The organism is Pseudomonas gregormendelii (genome assembly GCF_017114825.1).
GTDB classification, from domain to species: domain Bacteria; phylum Pseudomonadota; class Gammaproteobacteria; order Pseudomonadales; family Pseudomonadaceae; genus Aquipseudomonas; species Aquipseudomonas gregormendelii.
On the sequence record NZ_JADEVO010000014.1, the window covers coordinates 42,548 to 64,847 of the forward strand.

Here is a 22,300-nt window from a genome sequence, read left to right on the forward strand (position 1 = left end):
TAAGCGCAAAATAGCGGGCGAGACCGGTTCATCGACCACCGGTCATGTCATTAAAGGGCCCAGCGAGTGTGCACTGGCCGGCAAGCGCTACACCCTGGGCCGCAATAGAATCCGGGTATAGCTCAACAGAAAAAGTACAAAGGCCGCACACCACAGCAGCGCCGACAAGCCCAGGCCGCTGGTGGAAAACGGTACCAGCAGCACCCGACAGACGCCCGCAATCATCAGCAGGGCAAACCCCAGAACGATCGGTTTCGAGGCTGTCAGCGCTCGCCCGGTGTGTCCTAGACCGACCCGGGCAATCATTGCCAGGATCAACCCGCCGACCCCGCCGACGGCCAGCGAGTGACTGGCAAGACTCTGCTGCGACATCAGGCCGGCATGCCACAGCGACATCGCCAGCGCCGCCACTACCAGCCAGGCATATGCGAGGTACAGCGACCACAGCAACGGTACACCCCAGATACCTCGATCATGCCAACGCCACAGGCGCAGCAGGTGCAAGCCCCCGATCAGCAGAAACAGGCCAGACAGCCAAGGATTGGGGACGTCGTTGAACCCGGCCGCGAACGACAGGGCTGCGAGCAGCCCGCCGACGAGCAGGATGCGAGTGGGCCAGGGGTTGGTCACAGGCGCTGGCAGACGATTCAAGCCGCGCTGAATGAAGAACGGAATCACCCGGCCACCGATCACGCTCATCAACGCGCCTACCAGCCACAACGCCGCGAGCACACCACGACGCTGCAGATCGACGTTGTCGGTCGCCATACCGGCCAGGGTCATCAACTGGCAACCCGCCAGCAGCGCGATCACCAGCAGAACCGGGTAGTTGTCGCGCTTGCCGGACATGACCAGGTCCCTTCCAATGAACCATGCCAGCAACGGCAGGAAAGGCACCTGGGTGGCGATCAGCAGTTCGGCTGGCAACGGCATCATCCACGCCAGCCGCGCCAGCAGCCAGGTCAGCACCAGCCCAATCAGGGGCCAGCCGTGGAGCCCCGGGCGACCGGTCCAGTTGGGCACTGCCGTGAGGAGAAAGCCTGCGATGATTGCCGCAGCAAAACCGAACGGCATCTCATGTCGATGCCAGGCCAACATCCCGCCGATGGGCTGCGCACCCGGCAACCGTCCGTACAACCACAAGCCCCAGACGGCCACGGCAACCGCCGCGAAGCCGGCTCCGGCGAGGAAAAACGGGCGAAAGCCGTGACTGAACAGTGGTGCCGAACCCAAGGCGCGCATCAAGCGCATACCCCTGTCAGGCGCTGACCCAGATGATGCTGGGATAACAGGCGCATTACGTAGCCGATCTTCAACAGGGTGGGCCCGATGATGGTCATGGCGTGAAACGACACCAAGGCAGGGATAGGCAGATGTCCGCCGTACAAATACGCGCCATAGATGCCGGCCCCGAGCAGGGCCAGACCGGCTCCAAGGATGCGGCTGGACAGGTGCAGAACATTCTGGGGATGACTGAAGAAGCTGAACATTTTCCGGTACTCCTGAAGGTGTTCGGGTACGAGTGATATATCAAGTCTCGTGCCAACATCCAGGGCCTTGAAAATCAATAAGATGGCGTGCAGCAAGTCATAATGACAATCGTTTATTGAGGTCGATATGACTCCATGTGTTGTCCGAATGACTATGCCAGACATATTCACCAGGGCGAGCCTTTGGCCGCAGGAGCCATTACACTCAACGACTCACCTGCCCAGGATTCGAATATGAAGCGCGCGGTTGCCAGGAATGAAGATCAACGTCCGCTATTCTGGCGCGATGATGCCCTGCCCTTTGTCGAAGCGCGCTCCATCGTCGATGGTCGCGAGGTGTGTTACACGCGCCATTCCCACGAGCATTTTTCCATCGGTGCGATCACGGCTGGACGCAGTACCTATCTCCACGATCAAGTGCAGTCGCAAGTCAGCGTCGGCACCGTCGTACTGATGAACCCTGGCGACGTGCACGCCTGCAACCCCATCGACGATGAGCCGTGGTCGTACCTGATGTTTTATGTCGACACGGCGTGGCTTACCGATCTGCAGCACCAACTGGGCTTCAGTCCCGACCTGGCGTTTCGCCACTTTGCCCTTACGCACGTGCGCGATGCCAGCCTGTTTGAGGGACTGGTCGGGGTGTATGAGGCGTTGATTGATTCGCAGCAGGACCACCTGCAGAAACACAGCGCCCTGGTGGAGTTTTTCAGTGACCTGCAGCTGCGGCTGAACCCGGCCGGGCCAGCGCTGCGTGAACCCAACTTCAAGCTGGAACGTGCAGCGGATTTCATTCGCGACAACTGCACTCGGTTGCTCAAGCTTGAAGACATATGCGCGGCCGCCCAGTTATCGCCGTCTTATCTGATCCGCGCGTTCAAACAACGTTATGGGATGACGCCCCACGCCTTCCTGATCAATCGCCGCATCCAGTTTGCCCAGGACCGCCTGCGCAGCGGCAAGTTGATTGCCGATGTGGCGCTTGAAGCGGGATTTGCCGATCAGGCACATTTTCAGCGTGCGTTCAAACACCACCTGGCCGCTACGCCCGGCCAATATCAAGGCAACAGCAGATAACCCGCACTCATCACCAGCAAGGCCGCCATCGCCCGATTGAACAGGCGCATCCCCCGCGGGTTGTTCAGATACCCGCGCAAAAAAGTCCCGGCGTAGGCCCAGCACCCAACCGACAGATAACAGATCACCAGGTACACCGCCGCAAATTGCCAGACCAGCCGCGCCTCACCGTCAGCGACAAACGCGCCCATGCCCGCCACGCAGGCCAGCCAGGCTTTCGGGTTGAGCCACTGCATGATCGCGCCATACAGCATCGAGGGCGCGCGGGTTGACCTCGCAGCATCGACCTGGCCATCGTCGGCCGCCAGTTTCCAGGCCATGAACAGCAGGAATGCCACCCCCGCCAGTCTTACCACTTGCGTCAGCGCCGGCCAGCGCTGCAACACTTCATGCAACCCCAGCCCCATCAACAGCAGTAACACCACGAAACCCAAGGTGGCGCCCAGAACATGCCGTTGGCTGGCGCGCAAGCCAAACTGCGCGCCGGAGCTCAAGGCCACAATATTTACCGGCCCGGGGGTGATCGAAGCCACCAGCGCAAACGCGGCCATGGAAACAATCAGACTCATCGCAAACCTCTTCACTCGGTTGAATTGGCCCCCAGACTAAGAAATCGCCACCGCCGAGTATTGAACAAAACACCCCTCGGCAGGCGCACGCACCTGCCGCAGGAGCACTCCTGACGCTCCGGGCGAATTCTTTGTCGATTTACCGGTGGAGCCCCGGCGCGACGCCCCCTATGCTCACGCCATGAACCTACAAAACGCTTCCTTACCGCCCCGCAACGAGATGGTCCGCGCCATGCTTGAACGTGACACCGCCTACGAGGGGGTGTTCTTCACCGCGGTCAAGACCACCGGCATCTTTTGCCGTCCCAGTTGCACGGCACGCAAACCGAAACCGGAGAATGTCGAGTTCTTCGCCCATGCCGATGAATGCCTGTCGGAGGGCTATCGTGCCTGCCTGCGCTGCAAGCCACTGGACGCTGCGGCCATTGCCCCGGACTGGGTGCAAAAGCTACTGGGCGCGGTAGAAGCCACCCCGGATCGACAATGGTCCGATGCGCAACTGCTGGCCGAGGGCATCGAGCCGTTGAAACTTCGGCGCTGGTTCAAACAGCATTTCGGCATGACCTTCCACGCGTGGCTACGCACCCGCCGACTGGGCATGGCGCTAGGCGGCATTCGCCAGGGTGAGTCCATCGACCACGCGGCGTTCGATTCGGGTTATGAATCCCTGAGCGGTTTTCGCGACGCGTTTCAAAAGTCATTCCACATCACCCCAGGCAAAGCAGCCGACAGTGAGCCACTGCTCTTCACCCGCCTGACCACGCCCCTGGGGCCGATGATCGCCATGGCGGAGCGGCGCGGGCTGGTGATGCTTGAGTTTCTTGACCGACCGGCACTGACCCGTGAGCTTGAAGCGCTGCAAAACCGCTATGGCTACGTGATAGCGCCCGGGCATAACGCCCATTTGCGCCAGATCGAAGACGAACTGGCGCAATACTTTGCCGGCAAGCTCTGCGAATTCAGGGTCGCGCTGCATCTGCCAGGCAGCGAATTTTCCAGGCAGGTGTGGGCCGAGCTGGTCAAAATCCCCTACGGCCAGACCAGTACCTATGGCGCCATTGCCGCGATTCTCGGCAAACCCGGCGCCAGCCGCGCCGTCGGCCTGGCCAACGGGCATAACCGGGTCTCCATCGTCGTCCCTTGCCACCGGGTGATCGGCGCCGATGGCTCGCTGACTGGCTACGGCGGCGGCCAGCCGCGCAAGGCATTCCTGCTGCGCCTGGAGAACGCGGCACTGCAGCTCAGCCAGTTGAGCCTGCCGGGCATGGCGCGCGAAGAAGCATGAGCGCCCTGCCCGACGCGTGGTCGGCTGCCAGCCAGTTTCTGGCCGGCATCGATGACGACTGGCGCCAACATATCGCCACCATTGGTCCCTGCCTGCATCAGCCACATCCGGCGCGGGATCCCTATGAATCCCTGGTGCGCTCGATTGCCTACCAACAACTGCATGCCCGGGCCGGCGACGCGATCATCGGGCGTTTACTGGCGTTGTTCCCCCCAGGGAATTTTCCGCGCCCGGAGCAGATCATCGCGACTGATTTTGACGCGCTACGCAGCTGCGGTTTTTCGGCAAGCAAGATAGCGACCATTCAGGGCATCGCAGAAGCGGCGGTGAGTGGCGTGGTGCTCGATTACAACACCGCGCGGATGATGGACGATGAAGCGCTGATCGAGCGCTTGATCACCCTGCGCGGGGTTGGCCGCTGGACCGTGGAGATGCTGCTGATCTACGGCCTGGAGCGCCCGGATATTTTGCCGGCGGATGACTTTGGGGTGCGTGAGGGGTATCGGCGGTTGAAGGGTTTGCAGGTGCAGCCTACTCGCCGGCAGATGATTGAGATCGGGTTGGATTGGAAGCCTTATCGGACAGTGGCTTGCTGGTATTTGTGGCGGGTACCTAGCAAGTAGGCCGCATCACCCAAAGCCCGTCACAACCCCGACTTCAACCGACTGAACGCCCGAATCAACGCCCGGTTAAACGCCTTCCCATTGTCATTCTTGCTGTACAACGAAGCCCTTACCTCAGCCGAGGGATACGTCCCCGGATCATTGCGAATCGCCGGATCGATCAGCCCATCCGCTGCCGTAATTGCATTGGCGTAATGAATGGTGTCGGTGATCGGCGCAATCACCTGCGGCGTCATCAGGTAGTCCATCAACGCCAGCCCTGCCTGCGGATGCGGCGCGTCCTTGGGGATGACCATGGCATCGAACCAGATCAACGTGCCTTCCTTCGGGATCCGGTAACTCAACTTGAACGGTTTGTTCGCCGCCGTAGCCTGACCGGCAGCAATGGCCACGTTGCCGTTCCAGGACATCGCCACGCAGGTGTTGCCGTTGGCCAGGTCGCTGATGTTCAGGTCGTTGTCGAAGTAGCGAATGTAAGGCCGGATCTTGGCTAATTGCTGTTCCGCGAGTTTCAGGTCATCCAGGCTCTGGCGGTTGATGTCCAGGCCCATGTACTTCATGACCGCGGCAAATACTTCGTTAGGGTCGTTGAGCAGGGTGACCCCGCAATCGGCGAATTTCGACACCACGGTCGGATCGAACAACATCGCCCAGCTGTCCCGTGGCGCGTCGGGCAGACGCTGCTTGACCGCCTCCTCCTGATAACCCACGCCTGTGGTGCCCCAGGCGTATATCCCGGCGTAGCGGTTGCCCGGATCGAACACCGCCATGTGCTGGCGGAACTCCTCGCCGACGCCGGCAAAGTGCGGCAGTTGCTGCTTGTCCACCGTCTGGATTGCGCCGCTCTGGATCGCCCGGGACAGATGCTGCCCCGCCGTCAGCACCAGGTCATAACCACTGTGGCCGGTCAGCAGTTTGGTCTCGACGGTTTCGAGGGAGTCGAAGTGATCGGCCACCACCCGAATGCCGGTCTGTTTTTCGAAGTTGCTCAGGGTGTCCGGGGCCAGGTACTCGCCCCAGATGTACAGGTTGACCACCGGTTTGGCGGTGTCGGCGGCCTGCACACACAGGGGTGCAAGCACCAGCAACAACGCTTGAGTCAGTTTGTGCAGGCCCATGGTTAAACCCCCTTCTTGTGGTCAGGAGTGCCGGCGTATTGCGGCATGGTGATGCAGGCGACGTTGCCACCACCGAGGAGGATTTCCCGGGAGTTTTCGATGCCGACGATATTGTGCCGAGGGAACAGTTCGGCCAGGGTTGCCAGCGCGGTCTGATCCTGCCGATCACCGAACAACGGCACCACAATCGAGGTATTGCCGGCGTAGTAGTTGATGTACGACGCGCAGATTTTCGTCCCCGCCTGGCGGGTGTGGGTGCTGTCCTGCTGATCGAGGCCCTCGGCTTCTTCGCCGGTCCATTCCAGCACATCCGGTTGCGGCAACTTGTGCACGGTCAACTCACGACCACGGCTGTCCCGGGTGCTGCGCAGGATGTCGTAGGCCTCCTGGTAGATTTCCCACTGCGGGTCATCGCGATTATCGGTCCATTGCAGTACCACTTCGCCGGGGCGGACGAAGCAAGCGAGGTCATCGACATGGCCATCGGTTTCGTCGAACTTGCAGCCCCGTGGCAACCAGATAATTTGCTCGGCGCCGAGGTAATCGGTCAGCCGTCGGGTGACTTCCTCCTTGCCCAAAAGCTGGTTGCGATTGCGGTTGAGCAGGCACTGCTCGGTGGTCAGGATGCTGCCCTGGCCGTCGCTCTGGATGCCACCGAGCTCGGCAATCAGCGGCGCGCGGTAACGGTCGAAACGTTCGATTTCGAGGATCTTGCTCGCGATCTGGTCGTCCTTGTCCCACGGGTAATACAAGCCGCCGTCGAGACCGCCGTAGGCGTTGAACTCGAAATCCACGCCACGCACGTCGCCGCTGGCATCGTTGACCACAAAGCACGGGCCGCTGTCGCGAAACCAGGTGTCGTTGCAGGTCATTTCTACGACCCGCACTTGCGGCGGCAATTGACGGCGAGCGGTGGCGAATTGTGCGGCGGAGGCACACACAGTCACCGGTTCGCTCTGGGAAATGGCGGTAACAATCTGCACCCAGACTTTCTGCGCAGGTTTGGCGCCGTTGCGCCAAACGTCGGTGCGCTCAGGCCAGCCAAGCCAGCAGCCGGACTTGGTTTCGAATTCACCGGGCAGGCGGAAGCCGTCTTGTTTGGGGGTGGAATCGAGCAAACGTGCCATGGGCATACCTCATCAGCGGGGATTGGAATGACCACAGGCTAAGGTCGCCAGCGCCCTCCTCGCCAACGATGATTATTTCGGGATGCTTGAATTTAACTCATCAATCGGCCAACTGATCGTTGAACCAATCCAGCATTTGAGCCACGGCCGGACGCTCCAGCCGGACCCGTTCACAGACCAGGGCGTATTGGCCGAGCGCGGTGATGTTGGCCGCGAACGGTCGCACCAGCCGCCCACTGAGCAGGTCTTCCTGTGCCGTGAGGTTATCGCCCATGGCCACGCCCTGCCCCTGGGCAGCCGCCTCCAGCGCCAACCCGGCGTGAGCGAAATACAGCTGTCGCTCCGGGCGCTGGTCGCCGGCATGGCTGGTGAGCCAGGCGGTCCAGGTCTTGCCGTCCTGATCGTCGTGCAGCAGGCAGTGACGGGCCAGGTCTTTCGGGGTTTTCAGCGTACCCTGGTTGAATAGGCTGGGGCTGCACACCGGGAAGAACTGCAACGCCGGCAAGGGCCGCACGAAGTAGGCGCTGCTGTCCACCGGGCCGGTGCCGTAGGTGATCGCCAGGTCGATGTCTTCCCCCGGCGCGGTGGCGTCGATCGGTTGTTCGTAGAGGTGCAAGGTGATGTGCGGATAGCGCGCGTAGAAATCCGTGAGGCGGCTCATCAACCATTTCTGCGCCAGTTCGGCGGTAACCGCCAGGCGCAACACAGCAAGGGATGACGGATCCCGCAGTTCATCGCAGGCCTCGCCGATCAGTTCGAAAGCCTGCTGCAAACTCTGCATCAGGCGCCCGGCGGCCATGGTCGGGCGAATCTGCCGACCTTCGCGGATAAACAGCGACACGCCCAACTGTTCTTCGAGTTGACGGATTTGATGGCTGACGGCGCTGTCGGTGACGCACAACTCCGCCGCCGCCCGGCCGAAATGAGCGTGACGAGCGGCGCATTCGAAAGTTCTGAGTGCTGCCAGGGAGGGTAGTCGTCGCATTGATCAAGGCTCTGTCTCGAGGCGGTCATGCTGACCCGGTAACTGGCACACGTCCACCCCCGTATGAGCTGCCGAAGGCTGCGATCTTTTGATCTTGATCTTAAGCCGCCGCGCCAAAAAAGATCAAAAGATCGCAGCCTTCGGCAGCTCCTGCAGGCGTTCTACACCTACACCACCTATATGCAGCAGTACCTTTGGCAGCAGTCCATTCAGCGCAACTCCACCCGCCCATCACCCTCCTTTATCCACCATGACTTCCCCCCGAACCCGGCGCATGTTGATCCCTCAACCGGAGGGATTCGCCATGCTCAACGCACTCAAACAGACCAACTCAACCTCAGCCTTCAACCGCTGGGCCGGCTTCGAAGTCACCTACGCCCAAAGCGGTGAAGCCGAACTTACCCTGGTTTTTCGCGAAACCGACATGGCGCAGTACGCCGGCTTCCTGCATGCCGGCCTGATCGCCGCGTTGCTCGACACCGCCTGCGGTTTTGCCGCCGGGACGGTCGCCGGCAACGTGCTGGCGTCGCATTTTTCAGTCAACTGCCTGGCACCCGCTGTCGGTGAAGTGTTCATCGCCAAGGGGCGGGTGGTGAAGGCCGGGAAGAAGCAGGTGTTCGCCCGCGCCGAGTTGTTCGCGCAAACCGGTGACCCGTTAAAACTGGTGGCGACCGGCGACGCGATTCTGGTGCCGGTCGACAGTCGCTAAGGGTCTAGGCTGTCTTGAATCGATTCGAGAACAGCCGGAGGTCCTCATGCAGCTCGAAGGTTCATGCCATTGCGGCGCGGTGTCGTTCAGCCTCACCAGCGCTCATCCCTACCCTTACCAGCGTTGCTACTGCTCGATCTGCCGCAAGACCCAGGGCGGCGGCGGTTATGCGATCAATCTCAGTGGCGACGCCGGCAGCCTGAAGGTGCGCGGGCGCAAGCACATCGCGATCTACCATGCGCGGCTCAAGGACGAGGGTGATACACGCGCCCATAACAGCACCGCCGAGCGGCATTTCTGTTCTGTTTGCGGGACTGGGTTGTGGCTGTTCAGCCCGAAATGGCCGGAGTTGATTCATCCGTTTGCCTCGGCCATCGACACCGCGCTGCCGGTGCCACCGGAGCACACGCATTTGATGCTGGGTTCGAAAGCGTCGTGGGTGGAGGTTGAGGTGAAGCCCAAGGACCAGCAGTTCGACGTCTACCCCGAGGAGTCCATTGCCGATTGGCATATACGCCTCGGTCTGGAAAAGTAATCACAGTCTCTGTGGTGAAGCGGTTCTACTGCCTTGCGGATGACGTTTTTTGCAGGAGCATGGCTTGCCCGCGATGGCGATTTCGCGGGAAAGCCTCGTTCATACGGGGGTTATGCGGCGATTGGGATGCCACTGTGGAAACGGAACTCCACGTCCGGTGATTCGATCAGCTCCTGCTCGGCCGCACGCACCCGGTCGATCACCTGGGCAACATCCTTCGCATCCCCATACTGGTAAGCCAGTTTCAAATAACCCTGGAAATGCCGGGCCTCGCTTTTGAGCAGGCCGAAATAGAACTTGCCCAATTCTTCGTCCAGATGTGGCACCAGGGCTTCGAAACGCTCACAACTGCGGGCTTCGATGAATGCGCCGACCACCAGGGTATCCACCAGTTTTACCGGCTCATGGCTACGCACCACCTTGCGCAGGCCCGAGGCGTAACGCCCGGCCGACAGTTGGCGCAGCTCGATCTTGCGCTTCTTCATCAAGCGCATGACCTGTTCGTGGTGCACCAGCTCTTCCCGAGCCAGGCGCGACATCAGGTTGATCAGATCGACGTGTGAGTGATACTTGGCGATCAGGCTCAACGCCGTGCTGGCCGCCTTGAATTCGCAGTTCTTGTGGTCGATCAGCAGTGTTTCCTGATCCGCCAGCGCGGCTTGAACCCAGCCGTCGGGGGTGCGGCAGCCGAGGAACTCGTGAATTTCGGGAAGGATCATGGGGCTCACGCAAAGAAGGTACAAAACGAAGGGCGCCGATTATACCGGCCTGCCGCCAGACCACCAGTCGCTTACCGTTGATATGCATCAAGTCCCGGATGCGTGGCCAGCAACTATAGTTGTCCCACGCAGCATTTTTCCATCTCCCGGAGATCCCGATCATGCAAGCCATCCGCAGCATCCTGGTGGTCATCGAGCCCGAACACTCGGAAAGCCTCGCGCTCAAACGCGCAAAACTGATTGCCGGCGTGACCCAGGCGCATCTGCATCTGCTGGTGTGCGACCGCAAGCACGACCATGGCGGCATGCTCGGCGTGCTCAAGGCGGCGCTGTTGGCGGATGGCTACAGCGTCACCACCGAGCAGGCGTGGAACGAAAGCCTGCATGAAACCATCATCGATGTGCAGCAGGCTGAAGGTTGCGGCCTGGTGATCAAGCAGCACTTCCCCGACAGCCCGTTGAAAAAAGCCCTGCTGACGCCGGCGGACTGGAAACTGTTGCGGCACTGCCCGTGCCCGGTGCTGCTGGTGAAAACTGCCCATCCGTGGAAGGACGGGGTGGTTCTGGCGGCCATCGATGTCGGCAACACCGACCTGGAGCACCGGCACCTGCACAACATCATCATCGATCATGGCTACGACATCGCCAGCCTGGCCAAGGCCCGCCTGCACGTGATCAGTGCCCATCCGTCGCCCATGCTGTCGTCGGCGGACCCCACCTTTCAACTCAGCGAAACCATCGAGGCGCGATATCGCGAACAATGCCGGGCGTTCCAGGCCGAGTTCGACATCGACGATCAGCACTTGCACATCGAGGAAGGGCCGGCTGACGTGCTGATTCCGTTCATGGCGCACAAGCTGCGTGCAGTGGTGACGGTGATTGGCACCGTGGCGAGGTCAGGGTTGTCGGGGGCGTTGATCGGCAATACCGCAGAGGTGGTGCTGGATGCGGTGGAGAGTGATGTGCTGGTGCTCAAGCCGCAGGAGATCGAGGATCATCTGGAAGAGGTGGTGGCGCGGCATTAAAGCAAAAGCAAGATCAAAAGATCGCAGCCTTCGGCAGCTCCTACAGGATGAACGCAAGCCTATGTAGGAGCTGCCGAAGGCTGCGATCTTTTGACTTTAAAGTCAGCCGCCGAAGGCGTCTTTCAGGAAGCCCGGTGCGATATAGCGCTGGTAGTGCGCCTCCGAGAGCAAAAAGAACTCCCGATCAATCGCATCGCGCAGCTCCGGCAGGTTCCAGTCGCGAAATTCCGGCATCAGCACCATCCCGTAAGCCTCCAGGTTGTTGATCACCCGAGCCCCCCGGGCGATCAGCTGATAGGCCCAGCAATATTCCGACTGGTGCGGCACGAAGCGAATCTTGCGCTGTTCCAGCTGCAGCCGCAGGCGCTGGGGGTCGAAAATCTCCAGCTTGCTGGCCATGACCTGGGACAACAGCTGCTCCAGACGCAGCCACACCGCGCGCTTCTCCTCCTCGTTGTAACCATTCCAGTTGATCACTTCGTGATGGAAACGCTTGCAGCCACGGCACACCAGGTCACCGTAAACAGTGGAGCAGAGGCCGACGCAGGGGGTCTTGATGGTCTGATTGGGCATAGTTAAGGAGAACACGGGAAAGCAGGACAGGTCGGCATGTTAGCCCTTTGTCTAAAATTGATCACCCCTCAATCTTGAGGGGCGGAGGGTCTATTGGACTTTGGCACCGGCCGCGTTGCGCGCCTACGTGCGCGAAGCTGCGTTGCGGGATTTGCCAAGGGAACAACCATTAGCGGCATCCCGCGCCTTGCCTCGCACACGTAGGCGCACAACGCGACTCGCCACCAAAGTCCAATAGACCCTCACTTACCTTTAATTTTTTTTTGCCGTAGAATCAGCCAGCCTTTTAAGGCGCCAATGTCCGTTAGAAGCTGTTTTCAAAGCGTCACGAGCACAGTCGTTCCTTCAGAGCGGTGTTGGCGAAGGGTTTTTCCAGCGGGGAAAAGCCCAACGCCAACCCTCATCAGCTCCCCGTTCTGCAGGCGTAAAACTTTGAAAGCAGCTTCTGTAAGGAATTGTCGGTAATTCTGGCTAAGCGGCCCACAACGCCGCGCAGCGCATGAGTACGGCAATTTCGGGATGAGCGTCCCGGACACCCATTTGGGACCACTGATGAGGGTAATAACTGTGCTTGAAGCCTACCGCAAACATATCGAAGAGCGTGCAGCACTGGGTATCGTTCCCCAGCCGCTTAACGCCGAACAAACTGCAGGCCTGGTCGAGCTGCTGAAGAATCCCCCGGCTGGCGAAGAAGCTTTCCTCGTTGACCTGATCACCAATCGCATTCCGCCAGGCGTGGACGAAGCCGCCTATGTAAAGGCCGGTTTCCTGTCTGCCCTCGCCAAAGGCGAAGCCACTTCCCCTCTGATCGACAAGAAGCGCGCTGTTGAACTGCTCGGCACCATGCAGGGCGGCTACAACATCGTGACCCTGGTTGACCTGCTCGACAGCGCCGAACTGGCCCCTGTTGCAGCCGCTCAGCTCAAGCACACCCTGCTGATGTTCGATGCGTTCCACGATGTCGCGGAAAAAGCCCGCAACGGCAACGAACACGCCAAAGGCGTGATCCAGTCCTGGGCTGACGGCGAGTGGTTCAGCAACCGTCCGACCCTGGCCGACAAGATCAGCCTGCGCGTGTTCAAGGTAACCGGCGAAACCAACACCGACGACCTGTCCCCTGCCCCAGACGCCTGGTCCCGCCCGGACATCCCGCTGCACGCCCTGGCCATGCTGAAAATGGCTCGCGAAGGCATCGTGCCGGACGAGCAAGGCAAGACCGGCCCGATGAAGCAAATCGAAGAAATGCGCGGTCAAGGTTTCCCTATCGCCTACGTCGGTGACGTGGTCGGTACCGGTTCGTCGCGTAAATCCGCCACCAACTCGGTGCTGTGGTTCTTCGGCGACGACGTGCCATACGTCCCGAACAAGCGTGCTGGCGGTTTCTGCTTCGGCAGCAAGATCGCTCCGATCTTCTACAACACCATGGAAGATGCCGGCGCCCTGCCGATCGAATTCGACGTCACCAACATGAACATGGGCGACGTGATCGACCTGTATCCGCATGCTGGCAAAGTCTGCAAACACGGCACTGACGAAGTCCTGACCACCTTCGAAATGAAGACTCCGGTGCTGTTGGACGAAGTTCGCGCCGGCGGCCGTATCCCGCTGATCATCGGTCGCGGCCTGACCGACAAGGCCCGTGCCGAACTGGGCCTGGGTCCAACCGACCTGTTCAAGCTGCCAGAAGCACCTGTCGATACCGGCAAAGGCTTCACCCTGGCACAGAAAATGGTCGGCAAGGCCTGCGGCCTGCCAGAAGGCAAAGGCGTTCGTCCTGGTACCTACTGCGAACCGAAGATGACCACCGTCGGCTCCCAGGACACCACCGGTCCAATGACCCGTGACGAACTCAAAGACCTGGCGTGCCTGGGCTTCTCGACCGATCTGGTGATGCAGTCCTTCTGCCACACCGCGGCCTATCCAAAGCCGATCGACGTGACCACCCACCACACCCTGCCAGACTTCATCATGACCCGCGGCGGCGTTTCCCTGCGTCCAGGCGACGGCATCATTCACAGCTGGCTGAACCGCATGCTGCTGCCGGACACCGTCGGTACCGGTGGTGACTCGCACACCCGTTTCCCAATGGGCATTTCGTTCCCGGCCGGTTCCGGCCTGGTAGCGTTCGCCGCAGCCACTGGCGTCATGCCACTGGACATGCCGGAATCGATCCTGGTGCGTTTCAAAGGCAAAATGCAACCGGGCGTCACCCTGCGTGACCTGGTTCACGCCATTCCTTACTTCGCGATCCAGGCTGGCCTGCTGACCGTTGAAAAGAAAGGCAAGAAGAACGCCTTCTCCGGCCGCATCCTGGAAATCGAAGGCCTGGACGACCTGAGCATAGAGCAGGCTTTCGAGCTGTCCGACGCCTCGGCCGAACGTTCGGCTGCCGGTTGCACCATCAAGCTGTCGAAAGAGTCGATCACCGAGTACCTGAACTCCAACATCACCCTGCTGCGCTGGATGATCGGCGAAGGCTACGGCGATGCGCGTACCCTGGAGCGTCGTGCCCAAGCGATGGAAGCCTGGGTTGCCAACCCTGAGCTGATGGTTGCCGATGCTGACGCCGAATACGCTGAAATCATCGAAATCGACCTGGCCGACATCAAGGAGCCTGTGCTCTGCGCGCCGAACGATCCGGACGACGCCCGTCTGCTGTCCAGCGTTGCTGGCGAGAAGATCGACGAAGTGTTCATCGGTTCGTGCATGACCAACATCGGCCACTTCCGCGCTGCGGGCAAGTTGCTGGAGCAGGTCAAGGGTCAGCTGCCAACCCGTCTGTGGCTGTCGCCGCCGACCAAGATGGACGCTCACCAACTGACCGAGGAAGGCTACTACGGTATCTACGGCAAGGCTGGCGCGCGCATGGAAATGCCGGGCTGCTCGCTGTGCATGGGTAACCAGGCCCGTGTAGAGCCGAATTCGACCGTCGTGTCGACTTCGACCCGTAACTTCCCGAACCGTCTGGGTGACGGCGCGAACGTCTACCTGGCTTCGGCTGAGCTGGCGTCGGTGGCTTCCATTCTGGGTCGCCTGCCGACCGTCGAGGAGTACATGGAATACGCTGGCAAGATCGACAGCATGGCGGCTGATGTCTACCGCTACCTGTCCTTCGACCAGATCGCCGAGTTCCGTGAAGCCGCAGCGAACGCCAACATCCCGGTCGTTCAAGCCTAACGTTACAGCGCAATAAAAAACGCCGCCCATCGTGAGATGAGCGGCGTTTTTTTATGCCCTGAGATCAAAAGATCGCAGCCTGCGGCAGCTCCTACAGGGGAATGCATTTACCCGTAGGAGCTGCCGAAGGCTGCGATCCTTTGATCTTGCTTGTCAGGCACTCAGCGAATAGATCAGCGCCGATATCGCCACCAGACCCACCGCCGTCACGAACACGTTCGATGCCTGCCCGCGATACCGCGCCATGGCCGGTACCTTGCGAATCGCGTACATCGGCATCAGGAACAGAATCGCCGCAATGATCGGTCCGCCCAGGGTTTCGATCATCCCCAGGATACTCGGGTTCAGCGTCGCCACGATCCAGCAAACCACCAGCATGAAGGCCGCCGTCATGCGGTCCAGGGTCTTGGCTGCCGGACGCTTGCCGCTCTTGACGACCAGCCCCTTGAGCCCTTCACTGGCGCCGATGTAGTGCCCCAGGAACGACTTGGAAATCGCCACGAAGGCAATCAGTGGCGCAGCAAAGGCAATGGTCGGGTTGCTGAAATGGTTGGCCAGGTACGACAGGATCGACAGGTTCTGCGCCTTGGCTTCCGCCAGCTGCGCCGGCGACAGTGTCAGCACACAGCTGAAGACGAAGAACAGCACCATCACCACCATCAAAGCGTGGGCGCGGGACAGGATCTGCGAGCTGCGCTCTTCGGCATGTTCACCGTAGCGACGCTTCTGATCCACCGCGAAGGCCGAGATGATCGGCGAGTGGTTGAATGAGAACACCATCACCGGAATCGCCAGCCACAGCGTATGCAGTAACGCCGAAGGTGCCGGCACTGTGGTCGCGGTAGCGAGGATGCCACCATTCCAGTGGGGAATCAGGAACACCGCCAGGAACAACAGCGCGACGATAAACGGATAGACCATCAGGCTCATGGCCTTGACGATCACCTGTTCGCCGCAACGCACCACCGCCAGCAGGCCCAGAATCAGCACCAGCGACAGTACCGCGCGCGGTGGCGGCATGATGTGCAGTTGATGCTCGAGGAAACTGCCCACGGTGTTGGTCAGCGCCACGCTGTAGATCAGCAGGATCGGGAAGATCGCGAAGAAGTACAGCAAGGTGATCAGCGCGCCGGCCTTGATCCCGAAATGTTCTTCAACCACTTCGGTGATGTCGGCGCCTTCGCGCCCGGACAGCACGAACCGGGTCAGGCCGCGGTGCGCGTAGAACGTCATGGGGAACGCCAACAGCGCAAGAATCATCAGCGGCCAAAAGCCGCCCAGACCCGCATTGATCGGCAGGAACAGCGTGCCGGCGCCGATGGCCGTGCCAAACAGCCCCAACATCCAGGTGGTGTCATGGCGATTCCAGCCTTCGAGGCTGGTGGGTTTCGTCGCTACATAGCGTTCGTCGACGCTATTGGCCTGATCATTCATCCGGTCGGATCTCCGCATTCCGGTCACTTGCCACTCGGTCAGGACGCGTCGGAAAAAACCGACAGACATGTCCGGCCGAAACAGGGGCGCGATTCTCCGCGATAACTGAGCAGAAGCAAAGACTTAGCTGAGGAATGGTCGTGCGTGGCAGATCGTCGACTTGTCGTTATCAGCACAAAAGCTGTCGTTATCAGCTGGCTTATCTGTCGCTTTCAGATATGTCGCTGCGTAGCGATGCGCTGGAGTTAATTCGGCTCATCCCCAATCTATGATTTCAAGCCGATTGCACAGGCCGAACACACCAGAGCGCGCGCCGCCCAGTATCCTGGTGGCACACTGGATAGCCGGCGTGCCACCGACCTTGCTTCTTGCGTGAACCCGTCCAGAATCAAAGCACTACTGCGCAAATGACAACGATTGCCAGACTGTCAGGGAATCAGCATTTTTGACCCATTTGCGCTGTCCACCTAGTCGCCGATCACAGGAGTCGCGCAATGCCCGCAACCGTTCTGGTACTGGTCGAAACCATCAATGACTACCTGCCGATTCTCGAACACCAGGGCTTTCACCTGATTCTGGCACCGACCCCCAACGAACGGGCTGCTGCCATCGCCCGTCATGGTGACCGGATCGATGCGGTGCTGACCCGCGGGCCGCTTGGCTTGTACGCCGAAGAGATCAGCGCCCTGCCCGCCCTCAAGATCATCTGCGTGATCGGCGCCGGTTACGAACACGTCGACCTGCACGCTGCCGCTGACCGGGGCATCACCGTCACCAACGGTGCCGGGGTGAATGCGTCGTCGGTGGCCGACCATGCCATGGCAATGCTGCTGTCGCTGGTGCGCGACATTCCCCGCTGCGACGCCGCCGTGCGCCGGGGTGAGTGGCCGAAGATCATGCGCCCGTCGCTGGCGGGCAAACGCCTGGGTATCCTCGGCCTGGGTGCAGTCGGCATGGCCATCGCCAAGCGCGCGTCCAATGGCTTCGACATGACGATCTGCTACCACAACCGGCAGAACCGCAAGGATGTCCCCTACGATTTTTGCTCGACTCCGACCGAGCTGGCCCGGGCCTCGGACTTTCTGATCGTCGCAACGCCCGGTGGGGTGGGTACCCGGCACCTGATCAACCGCCAGGTGCTAGATGCCTTGGGGCCCAGCGGTTTTATCGTCAACATCGCCAGGGCCAGTGTGGTCGTGACTGCCGACCTCATCAGCGCGCTTGAGCAACGCAGGATCGCTGGCGCGGCGCTGGACGTATTCGACGCCGAGCCCCGGGTCCCCGATGCACTCAAGTCCCTGGCCAACGTGATCCTCACCCCGCACGTTGCCGGGCTGTCTCCGGAAGCGACCCAGGGTACCGTGGAGATGGTCGGGCGCAACCTGGTGGCATTCTTTTCCGGTGAACCGGTACTGACGCCCGTCAACCTGCCCAGCGATCTGAGCAGTGCGGTGCTCTGAGATAATTCAAACAGGTGTATCAAAAACAATGATTGGCCGGCAACACGCTCACCTATAAGGGATGTTCGTGGTTGTGGGTGCCAGGAGTGCGCATTAGATTAGCCAATAGTTTCAGGCCTCCAGAATAAGCAGAAGGGATAAGCATGGCGCTTACTGACCAATCCACACCTATTCGCAGCGGCGAAGAACTCGATGCCAGCCTGATCGATCCTTACCTCAAAGCCCACATTCCCGGATTGAGTGGCCTGCCCACCATCAGCCAGTTCCCCGGTGGCGCCTCCAACCTCACTTATCTGCTGGAATACCCTGGGCAGGAGTTCGTCCTGCGGCGCCCGCCGTTCGGTCACAAGGCCAAGTCCGCCCACGACATGGGGCGCGAGTTTCGCATCCTCAATCAACTGCGCGACGGTTTTCCCTATTGCCCCAAGGCCTACGTGCACTGCACCGACGAATCGGTGATAGGCGCCGAGTTCTATGTGATGGAGCGGGTCAAGGGCATTATCCTGCGCTCCGAGCTGCCTGCAGAGCTGGGGCTGGATTCAGCCAGGACCGAGGCCCTGTGCAAGAGCTTCATCGACAAGTTTGTCGAGCTGCACAGGGTCGACTACCAGGCCTGTGGCCTGGGCGACCTGGGCAAACCCGAAGGCTATGTGGCGCGGCAGATTCGCGGCTGGAGCGATCGCTATGAGAAGGCCCTGACCCCGGATGCACCGAAATGGGAAGCGGTGAAGGCCTGGCTCAACGACAAGATGCCCGCCGATCACCCTACCTCAAGCATCGTGCACAACGATTACCGCTTCGACAATGTGATTCTCGACCCCGGCAATCCGATGCAGATCATCGGCGTGCTCGATTGGGAGCTCACCACCCTCGGCGACCCACTGATGGACCTGGGCAACACCCTGGCCTATTGGATAGAAGCCGGCGACCCGCCGCCGGTGCAACTGATGCGCCGCCAGCCGAGCCATGCTCCAGGCATGCTCACTCGCCGTGAATTCGTCGACTACTATGCCGAGCGTGCCGGCCTGCAGATCGACAACTTCGATTTCTACTACACCTACGGCCTGTTCCGCCTGGCCGGGATCGTGCAGCAGATCTACTACCGCTTCTTCCATGGCCAGACCCAGGACAAACGCTTTGCGCAGTTCATTCACATGAACAAACTGCTGGAGCAGATGAGCCTGCAGGTCATTGCCAAATCCAGCCTCTGAATCCGCCCTGGCCCAATAACAAGACTCTTCATTAAGGGAATTCCATGTCCAAGACCCAGTTGTTCGACCTCGACGGCAAAATCGCCTTCGTCTCCGGCGCCAGCCGTGGCATTGGTGAAGCCATTGCCAAACTCCTGGCCCAACAAGGCGCCCATGTCATTGTTTCGAGTCGCAAACTCGAAGGCTGCCAGCACGTTGCCGACGCCATCATCGCTGCGGGTGGCAAAGCCACGGCGATCGCCTGTCACATTGGCGAAATGGAACAGATCAGCCAGGTCTTCGCCGGCATCAAGGAACAGTTCGGCCGTCTCGATATCCTGGTCAACAACGCCGCGACCAACCCGCAGTTCTGCAACGTGCTGGACACCGACCTCGGGGCGTTCCAGAAAACCGTGGACGTGAACATCCGCGGCTACTTCTTCATGTCCGTGGAAGCCGGCAAGCTGATGCGCGAGAACGGCGGTGGCAGCATCATCAACGTGGCATCGATCAACGGTATTTCCCCGGGAGTGTTCCAGGGCATCTACTCGGTGACCAAAGCTGCCGTGATCAACATGACCAAGGTGTTTGCCAAGGAATGCGCGCAGTTCGGCATCCGTTGCAACGCCCTGCTGCCTGGGCTGACGGACACCAAGTTTGCTTCGGCGCTGGTGAAAAACGATGCAATCCTCAAGACTGCACTGCAGCAGATCCCGCTCAAGCGAGTAGCAGACCCCAGTGAAATGGCCGGGGCGGTGCTTTATCTGGCGAGTGACGCGTCCAGCTACACCACGGGTGTGTCGCTGAATGTGGATGGCGGGTTCCTCTCCTGATCTGAGTTGACGCACACCCCTTAGGGGGTATGCGTTAAACCAATATCGATTGAAAAACCTATTGGGTGACGCACCGGGTCAGCTCGGTCACTCGCGTAACTTGCCCGCTCTCCCCACGCACGTCGCCCTGGACATCAGTGCTTTCGATCATTTCGCAGGTACGTTCCAGAGGTGGTGGTGCCGGTGGGGGTGGCGGCGGAGGCGGACTGGCGCAGCCGCCGAGGATCAGTGCGCAAAGGGCAAGCGACAGCGGCGAAAAAACGCGTTTCCCAAGACTTTTCATAGGCTGACCTGCGGTAAGTTATCGACACTTTCGGCAACCTGACGACAACATCGCGAAGCCGCGCGCTGGCTACAGAAAATAATACCTTCGCATTTCTTATAGCCTAGCCTGCCGCCAACGCCAGTAAATGGCCACTCTGGACTATAAAGGGCCTAATTGGCGCAAGTTGTTACTCTCGAGTTCATAACGCAATTCTTCGACCAGCGCGGCGACCGCATCAGGTGTTCGCAGATTGACGACGCTCAACCCGCTGACCACCAGGTCGACCTGACCTGAAGTCGGATGATAGAGCTTCACCGTGAGCGAGCTGTCGCCCGTCAGGCTGCAGTCACAGGCCAGCGGAGGGAAGCTCTGCTCCAGTTGGGTACGCAATTGCACGAGAGAAATCATAGGGATTCACCTTGGCACTGGCGCAAAATGGATCGATATGTCGATGTTTTCGCTATCAATGTTGCTGTTCCTTGAGATGTACCGTTGGGGCACCACAGGTCTTTCCAGCACCTGTATCGCACCCTCTCAGATTACGAACAGGAAGAGTCGCCAGACACATCCAATTGCACCCCATCACCTAGTGCATTTGCACCCCTAACGCTGCCCCTTGGTGCGCCATTCCCCCGAGAACAATCCACGCTCCCGTGCCCACACGATGGCCTCGCTGCGGCTGTGGACATCGAGTTTGGAATAGATGGTCGACACATGGTTACGCACCGTGTTGGGTGCCAGCTTCAATCGCGCCGCAATCTCCTTGTCGGCCAGGCCCTCACAGATCAACCCCAGCACATCGCGTTCGCGCGCCGTCAGCTCGGCTAATGACACGCTGGGCAGTTTCGGTGAATTGACGCTCTTCACGTTGGCGAGCTTTTCAATCAGCGTCCGGCTGAACCAGGAAGCGTCCTTCATCACTTCCTCGATCGCCGCCACCAGTTCCAGCTCGGTGCGCTTGCGTTCGGTGATGTCCATCATCACCAGCAGGTAAGACGGATGGTCCTGGATATTCACAGTGTCGGCCGAGATGGCGCAGTCGAGCAATTCAGCCGTTTTCTTGCGCAGGCCGACGTCGATGCGGTCCAGCCTTGCAGTTTTTTCCAGGGCGGCGAACAGACGAGTCTGGGCCCCCTTGTCATGAAAGAAACCGATCTCGGCAACCGTTTTGCCCAGCACTTCTTCACTCGGATAGGCAAAGGTATCGAGGAACGCTTCGTTGACATCCATCACCACCTGATCGGCAGCCCCGCACACCAGGATCGGCACCGGCGACAGGCGAAACGCCTTGGCAAATCGCTCCTCGCTCTGGCGCAACGCAACCTCGGCCTTGTGTCGGGGCTCAATGTCGACGAAGGAAAACAGCATGCAGTCTTCCTCGTTGAACGCCAATGGCTGGCCAGCCACTATCACCTGCTTGCTGCCGCCCTCGGGCAATGTCAGCTCGGCCTGCATTTGCGGAATGGTGGCGTGCTCGCGCAGGCGCTCGATGGCCAGCTCCCTGCGCTCGGCCCCTTCGAGAATGTCCAGCTCGTAGGTCGATGCACCGATCACCTGATCCCGGGTATAGCCGGTCATTTCCAGGAAACCGGCATTGACCTTGATATAGCGCAGATCGCTCAGGCGACAGATCACCGCCGGCGCGGGGTTGGCGTTGAAGGTCCTTTCGAAGCGCTGTTCGGCGCTGGCCCATTCGGTGACATCGTCCATGATCAGCACCAGCGACTCGGGATCGCCGCGACTGTTGGTCAGAACCCGGCTGCGCACGTTGTGCACCCAGGTACGCTCCTCATCATCGGTGCGGGTCACCTCGACCAGCACGTCACTGAAGGTCTCGCCACGGCCCACGCGGCTGATCGGATAATTGTCGAACACTACCGGGTGGTTGTTGCGATAACGCAGGGCGAAGCGCTTGGCGTATTCCTGGGCATTGGCACCCAGGTCACCCAGTTGCTCGACGCCATGCATGGACAGTGCAGCTTCGTTCGCCCAGATGATGGTCTGGTCTAGCTCCAGCAAAATCACCCCGTCGGACAGGCCAGCGATGATCTGCTGGAGATGGCGGCGATTGGTTTCGGTGGTCAGGACGTCCTGGCTCATTGGATC

At 60.3% G+C, this 22,300-nt stretch carries 21 protein-coding genes; 10 read left to right on the forward strand and 11 right to left on the reverse strand.

Translation table 11 applies throughout. The features are described from left to right. Positions 1 to 87 precede the first annotated feature (87 nt). Together IMW75_RS11930 and IMW75_RS11935 are read right to left on the reverse strand one after the other, a co-directional pair. Positions 88 to 1,242 (reverse strand): NnrS family protein, encoded by a 1,155-nt coding sequence (locus IMW75_RS11930; RefSeq protein ID WP_205892752.1) that lies wholly within the window; start codon positions 1,240 to 1,242, stop codon positions 88 to 90. Beyond that, a complete protein-coding gene (locus IMW75_RS11935) occupies positions 1,242 to 1,490 on the reverse strand; it encodes a transmembrane sensor/regulator PpyR (protein WP_205892717.1) in 249 nt (82 codons plus the stop codon). The genes IMW75_RS11930 and IMW75_RS11935 overlap by 1 nt, the downstream gene beginning before the upstream one ends. A 234-nt stretch (positions 1,491 to 1,724) precedes the next feature. Here IMW75_RS11935 and IMW75_RS11940 point away from each other — a divergent pair, with 234 nt between their 5' ends. Beyond that, complete coding sequence (locus tag IMW75_RS11940; RefSeq protein ID WP_205892718.1) at positions 1,725 to 2,567, forward strand: AraC family transcriptional regulator; 843 nt, start codon at positions 1,725 to 1,727, stop codon at positions 2,565 to 2,567. Here the strand turns inward: IMW75_RS11940 and IMW75_RS11945 are convergent. After that, positions 2,549 to 3,136 (reverse strand): LysE family translocator, encoded by a 588-nt coding sequence (locus IMW75_RS11945; protein WP_045061617.1) that lies wholly within the window; start codon positions 3,134 to 3,136, stop codon positions 2,549 to 2,551. The genes IMW75_RS11940 and IMW75_RS11945 overlap by 19 nt on opposite strands. Before the next feature lie 181 nt (positions 3,137 to 3,317). On the opposite strand from IMW75_RS11945, the gene IMW75_RS11950 reads away from it, so the two are divergent. Both IMW75_RS11950 and IMW75_RS11955 read left to right on the forward strand, forming a co-directional pair. Next, positions 3,318 to 4,421, forward strand: coding sequence for a bifunctional transcriptional activator/DNA repair enzyme AdaA (locus tag IMW75_RS11950; protein ID WP_205892719.1), 1,104 nt, complete (start codon positions 3,318 to 3,320; stop codon positions 4,419 to 4,421). Then, complete coding sequence (locus IMW75_RS11955) at positions 4,418 to 5,044, forward strand: DNA-3-methyladenine glycosylase family protein (RefSeq protein ID WP_414704647.1); 627 nt, start codon at positions 4,418 to 4,420, stop codon at positions 5,042 to 5,044. The genes IMW75_RS11950 and IMW75_RS11955 overlap by 4 nt, the downstream gene beginning before the upstream one ends. A gap of 20 nt (positions 5,045 to 5,064) precedes the next feature. On the opposite strand, the gene IMW75_RS11960 is transcribed toward IMW75_RS11955, so the two are convergent. The 3 genes from IMW75_RS11960 to IMW75_RS11970 form a co-directional block, all read right to left on the reverse strand. Next, positions 5,065 to 6,162 (reverse strand): extracellular solute-binding protein, encoded by a 1,098-nt coding sequence (locus IMW75_RS11960; RefSeq protein ID WP_205892720.1) that lies wholly within the window; start codon positions 6,160 to 6,162, stop codon positions 5,065 to 5,067. A 2-nt stretch (positions 6,163 to 6,164) separates the two neighbouring features. Then, positions 6,165 to 7,289, reverse strand: a complete 1,125-nt coding sequence (aguA, locus tag IMW75_RS11965) for an agmatine deiminase (RefSeq protein ID WP_205892721.1) — start codon at positions 7,287 to 7,289, stop codon at positions 6,165 to 6,167. A gap of 100 nt (positions 7,290 to 7,389) precedes the next feature. After that, positions 7,390 to 8,274, reverse strand: a complete 885-nt coding sequence (locus tag IMW75_RS11970) for a LysR substrate-binding domain-containing protein (RefSeq protein WP_045061621.1) — start codon at positions 8,272 to 8,274, stop codon at positions 7,390 to 7,392. 304 nt (positions 8,275 to 8,578) lie between these two features. Between IMW75_RS11970 and IMW75_RS11975 the strand changes: the two genes are divergently transcribed. Together IMW75_RS11975 and IMW75_RS11980 are read left to right on the forward strand one after the other, a co-directional pair. Then, positions 8,579 to 8,983 (forward strand): PaaI family thioesterase, encoded by a 405-nt coding sequence (locus tag IMW75_RS11975; RefSeq protein WP_205892722.1) that lies wholly within the window; start codon positions 8,579 to 8,581, stop codon positions 8,981 to 8,983. A gap of 46 nt (positions 8,984 to 9,029) precedes the next feature. Further along, a complete protein-coding gene (locus IMW75_RS11980) occupies positions 9,030 to 9,518 on the forward strand; it encodes a GFA family protein (RefSeq protein WP_205892723.1) in 489 nt (162 codons plus the stop codon). Between the two features lie 110 nt (positions 9,519 to 9,628). On the opposite strand, the gene IMW75_RS11985 is transcribed toward IMW75_RS11980, so the two are convergent. Next, positions 9,629 to 10,237, reverse strand: a complete 609-nt coding sequence (locus tag IMW75_RS11985) for a MiaE family protein (RefSeq protein ID WP_205892724.1) — start codon at positions 10,235 to 10,237, stop codon at positions 9,629 to 9,631. A gap of 161 nt (positions 10,238 to 10,398) precedes the next feature. Between IMW75_RS11985 and IMW75_RS11990 the strand changes: the two genes are divergently transcribed. Beyond that, complete coding sequence (locus tag IMW75_RS11990; protein ID WP_045061625.1) at positions 10,399 to 11,262, forward strand: universal stress protein; 864 nt, start codon at positions 10,399 to 10,401, stop codon at positions 11,260 to 11,262. A 102-nt stretch (positions 11,263 to 11,364) separates the two neighbouring features. On the opposite strand, the gene IMW75_RS11995 is transcribed toward IMW75_RS11990, so the two are convergent. Beyond that, positions 11,365 to 11,835, reverse strand: a complete 471-nt coding sequence (locus tag IMW75_RS11995) for a DUF1289 domain-containing protein (protein ID WP_010459705.1) — start codon at positions 11,833 to 11,835, stop codon at positions 11,365 to 11,367. 567 nt (positions 11,836 to 12,402) lie between these two features. Here IMW75_RS11995 and acnB point away from each other — a divergent pair. Further along, positions 12,403 to 15,012 carry a bifunctional aconitate hydratase 2/2-methylisocitrate dehydratase gene (acnB, locus tag IMW75_RS12000; RefSeq protein WP_205892754.1) on the forward strand — a complete coding sequence of 870 codons (2,610 nt, stop codon included), beginning with the start codon at positions 12,403 to 12,405 and terminating at the stop codon, positions 15,010 to 15,012. A gap of 153 nt (positions 15,013 to 15,165) precedes the next feature. Here acnB and IMW75_RS12005 read toward each other — a convergent pair whose 3' ends face one another. After that, positions 15,166 to 16,446 (reverse strand): serine/threonine transporter, encoded by a 1,281-nt coding sequence (locus IMW75_RS12005; protein ID WP_205892755.1) that lies wholly within the window; start codon positions 16,444 to 16,446, stop codon positions 15,166 to 15,168. A 494-nt stretch (positions 16,447 to 16,940) separates the two neighbouring features. On the opposite strand from IMW75_RS12005, the gene IMW75_RS12010 reads away from it, so the two are divergent. From IMW75_RS12010 to IMW75_RS12020, 3 genes are all read left to right on the forward strand, one after another. Further along, the gene (locus IMW75_RS12010) at positions 16,941 to 17,906 is read left to right on the forward strand and encodes a 2-hydroxyacid dehydrogenase (protein WP_045061628.1); all 966 of its coding nucleotides are present in this window, start codon (positions 16,941 to 16,943) and stop codon (positions 17,904 to 17,906) included. Positions 17,907 to 18,049: 143 nt separating this feature from the next. Continuing rightward, positions 18,050 to 19,117: a phosphotransferase family protein gene (locus tag IMW75_RS12015; protein WP_045061629.1), complete on the forward strand. Its 1,068-nt coding sequence runs from the start codon at positions 18,050 to 18,052 to the stop codon at positions 19,115 to 19,117. Between the two features lie 44 nt (positions 19,118 to 19,161). Beyond that, positions 19,162 to 19,929, forward strand: coding sequence for an SDR family oxidoreductase (locus tag IMW75_RS12020; protein ID WP_045061630.1), 768 nt, complete (start codon positions 19,162 to 19,164; stop codon positions 19,927 to 19,929). Positions 19,930 to 20,353: 424 nt separating this feature from the next. Here IMW75_RS12020 and IMW75_RS12025 read toward each other — a convergent pair whose 3' ends face one another. Together IMW75_RS12025 and IMW75_RS12030 are read right to left on the reverse strand one after the other, a co-directional pair. Continuing rightward, complete coding sequence (locus tag IMW75_RS12025) at positions 20,354 to 20,602, reverse strand: DUF1652 domain-containing protein (protein WP_045061631.1); 249 nt, start codon at positions 20,600 to 20,602, stop codon at positions 20,354 to 20,356. Between the two features lie 195 nt (positions 20,603 to 20,797). After that, positions 20,798 to 22,294, reverse strand: a complete 1,497-nt coding sequence (locus IMW75_RS12030; protein WP_205892725.1) for a helix-turn-helix transcriptional regulator — start codon at positions 22,292 to 22,294, stop codon at positions 20,798 to 20,800. Between the last annotated feature and the right edge of the window lie 6 nt (positions 22,295 to 22,300).

Excerpts from the sequence above, each read along its gene's own strand:
- IMW75_RS12010 (WP_045061628.1), top strand. The coding sequence starts at position 16,941 with ATGCCCGCAACCGTTCTGGTACTGGTCGAAACCATCAATGACTACCTG.
- aguA (WP_205892721.1), bottom strand. The coding sequence starts at position 7,289 with ATGGCACGTTTGCTCGATTCCACCCCCAAACAAGACGGCTTCCGCCTG.
- IMW75_RS12015 (WP_045061629.1), top strand. The coding sequence starts at position 18,050 with ATGGCGCTTACTGACCAATCCACACCTATTCGCAGCGGCGAAGAACTC.
- IMW75_RS11930 (WP_205892752.1), bottom strand. The coding sequence starts at position 1,242 with ATGCGCGCCTTGGGTTCGGCACCACTGTTCAGTCACGGCTTTCGCCCG.
- IMW75_RS11980 (WP_205892723.1), top strand. The coding sequence starts at position 9,030 with ATGCAGCTCGAAGGTTCATGCCATTGCGGCGCGGTGTCGTTCAGCCTC.
- IMW75_RS12005 (WP_205892755.1), bottom strand. The coding sequence starts at position 16,446 with ATGAATGATCAGGCCAATAGCGTCGACGAACGCTATGTAGCGACGAAA.
- IMW75_RS12020 (WP_045061630.1), top strand. The coding sequence starts at position 19,162 with ATGTCCAAGACCCAGTTGTTCGACCTCGACGGCAAAATCGCCTTCGTC.
- IMW75_RS11970 (WP_045061621.1), bottom strand. The coding sequence starts at position 8,274 with ATGCGACGACTACCCTCCCTGGCAGCACTCAGAACTTTCGAATGCGCC.
- IMW75_RS12025 (WP_045061631.1), bottom strand. The coding sequence starts at position 20,602 with ATGATTTCTCTCGTGCAATTGCGTACCCAACTGGAGCAGAGCTTCCCT.
- IMW75_RS11940 (WP_205892718.1), top strand. The coding sequence starts at position 1,725 with ATGAAGCGCGCGGTTGCCAGGAATGAAGATCAACGTCCGCTATTCTGG.
- IMW75_RS11955 (WP_414704647.1), top strand. The coding sequence starts at position 4,418 with ATGAGCGCCCTGCCCGACGCGTGGTCGGCTGCCAGCCAGTTTCTGGCC.
- IMW75_RS11990 (WP_045061625.1), top strand. The coding sequence starts at position 10,399 with ATGCAAGCCATCCGCAGCATCCTGGTGGTCATCGAGCCCGAACACTCG.
- IMW75_RS11975 (WP_205892722.1), top strand. The coding sequence starts at position 8,579 with ATGCTCAACGCACTCAAACAGACCAACTCAACCTCAGCCTTCAACCGC.
- IMW75_RS12030 (WP_205892725.1), bottom strand. The coding sequence starts at position 22,294 with ATGAGCCAGGACGTCCTGACCACCGAAACCAATCGCCGCCATCTCCAG.
- IMW75_RS11935 (WP_205892717.1), bottom strand. The coding sequence starts at position 1,490 with ATGTTCAGCTTCTTCAGTCATCCCCAGAATGTTCTGCACCTGTCCAGC.
- IMW75_RS11945 (WP_045061617.1), bottom strand. The coding sequence starts at position 3,136 with ATGAGTCTGATTGTTTCCATGGCCGCGTTTGCGCTGGTGGCTTCGATC.
- IMW75_RS11950 (WP_205892719.1), top strand. The coding sequence starts at position 3,318 with ATGAACCTACAAAACGCTTCCTTACCGCCCCGCAACGAGATGGTCCGC.
- IMW75_RS11960 (WP_205892720.1), bottom strand. The coding sequence starts at position 6,162 with ATGGGCCTGCACAAACTGACTCAAGCGTTGTTGCTGGTGCTTGCACCC.
- IMW75_RS11995 (WP_010459705.1), bottom strand. The coding sequence starts at position 11,835 with ATGCCCAATCAGACCATCAAGACCCCCTGCGTCGGCCTCTGCTCCACT.
- IMW75_RS11985 (WP_205892724.1), bottom strand. The coding sequence starts at position 10,237 with ATGATCCTTCCCGAAATTCACGAGTTCCTCGGCTGCCGCACCCCCGAC.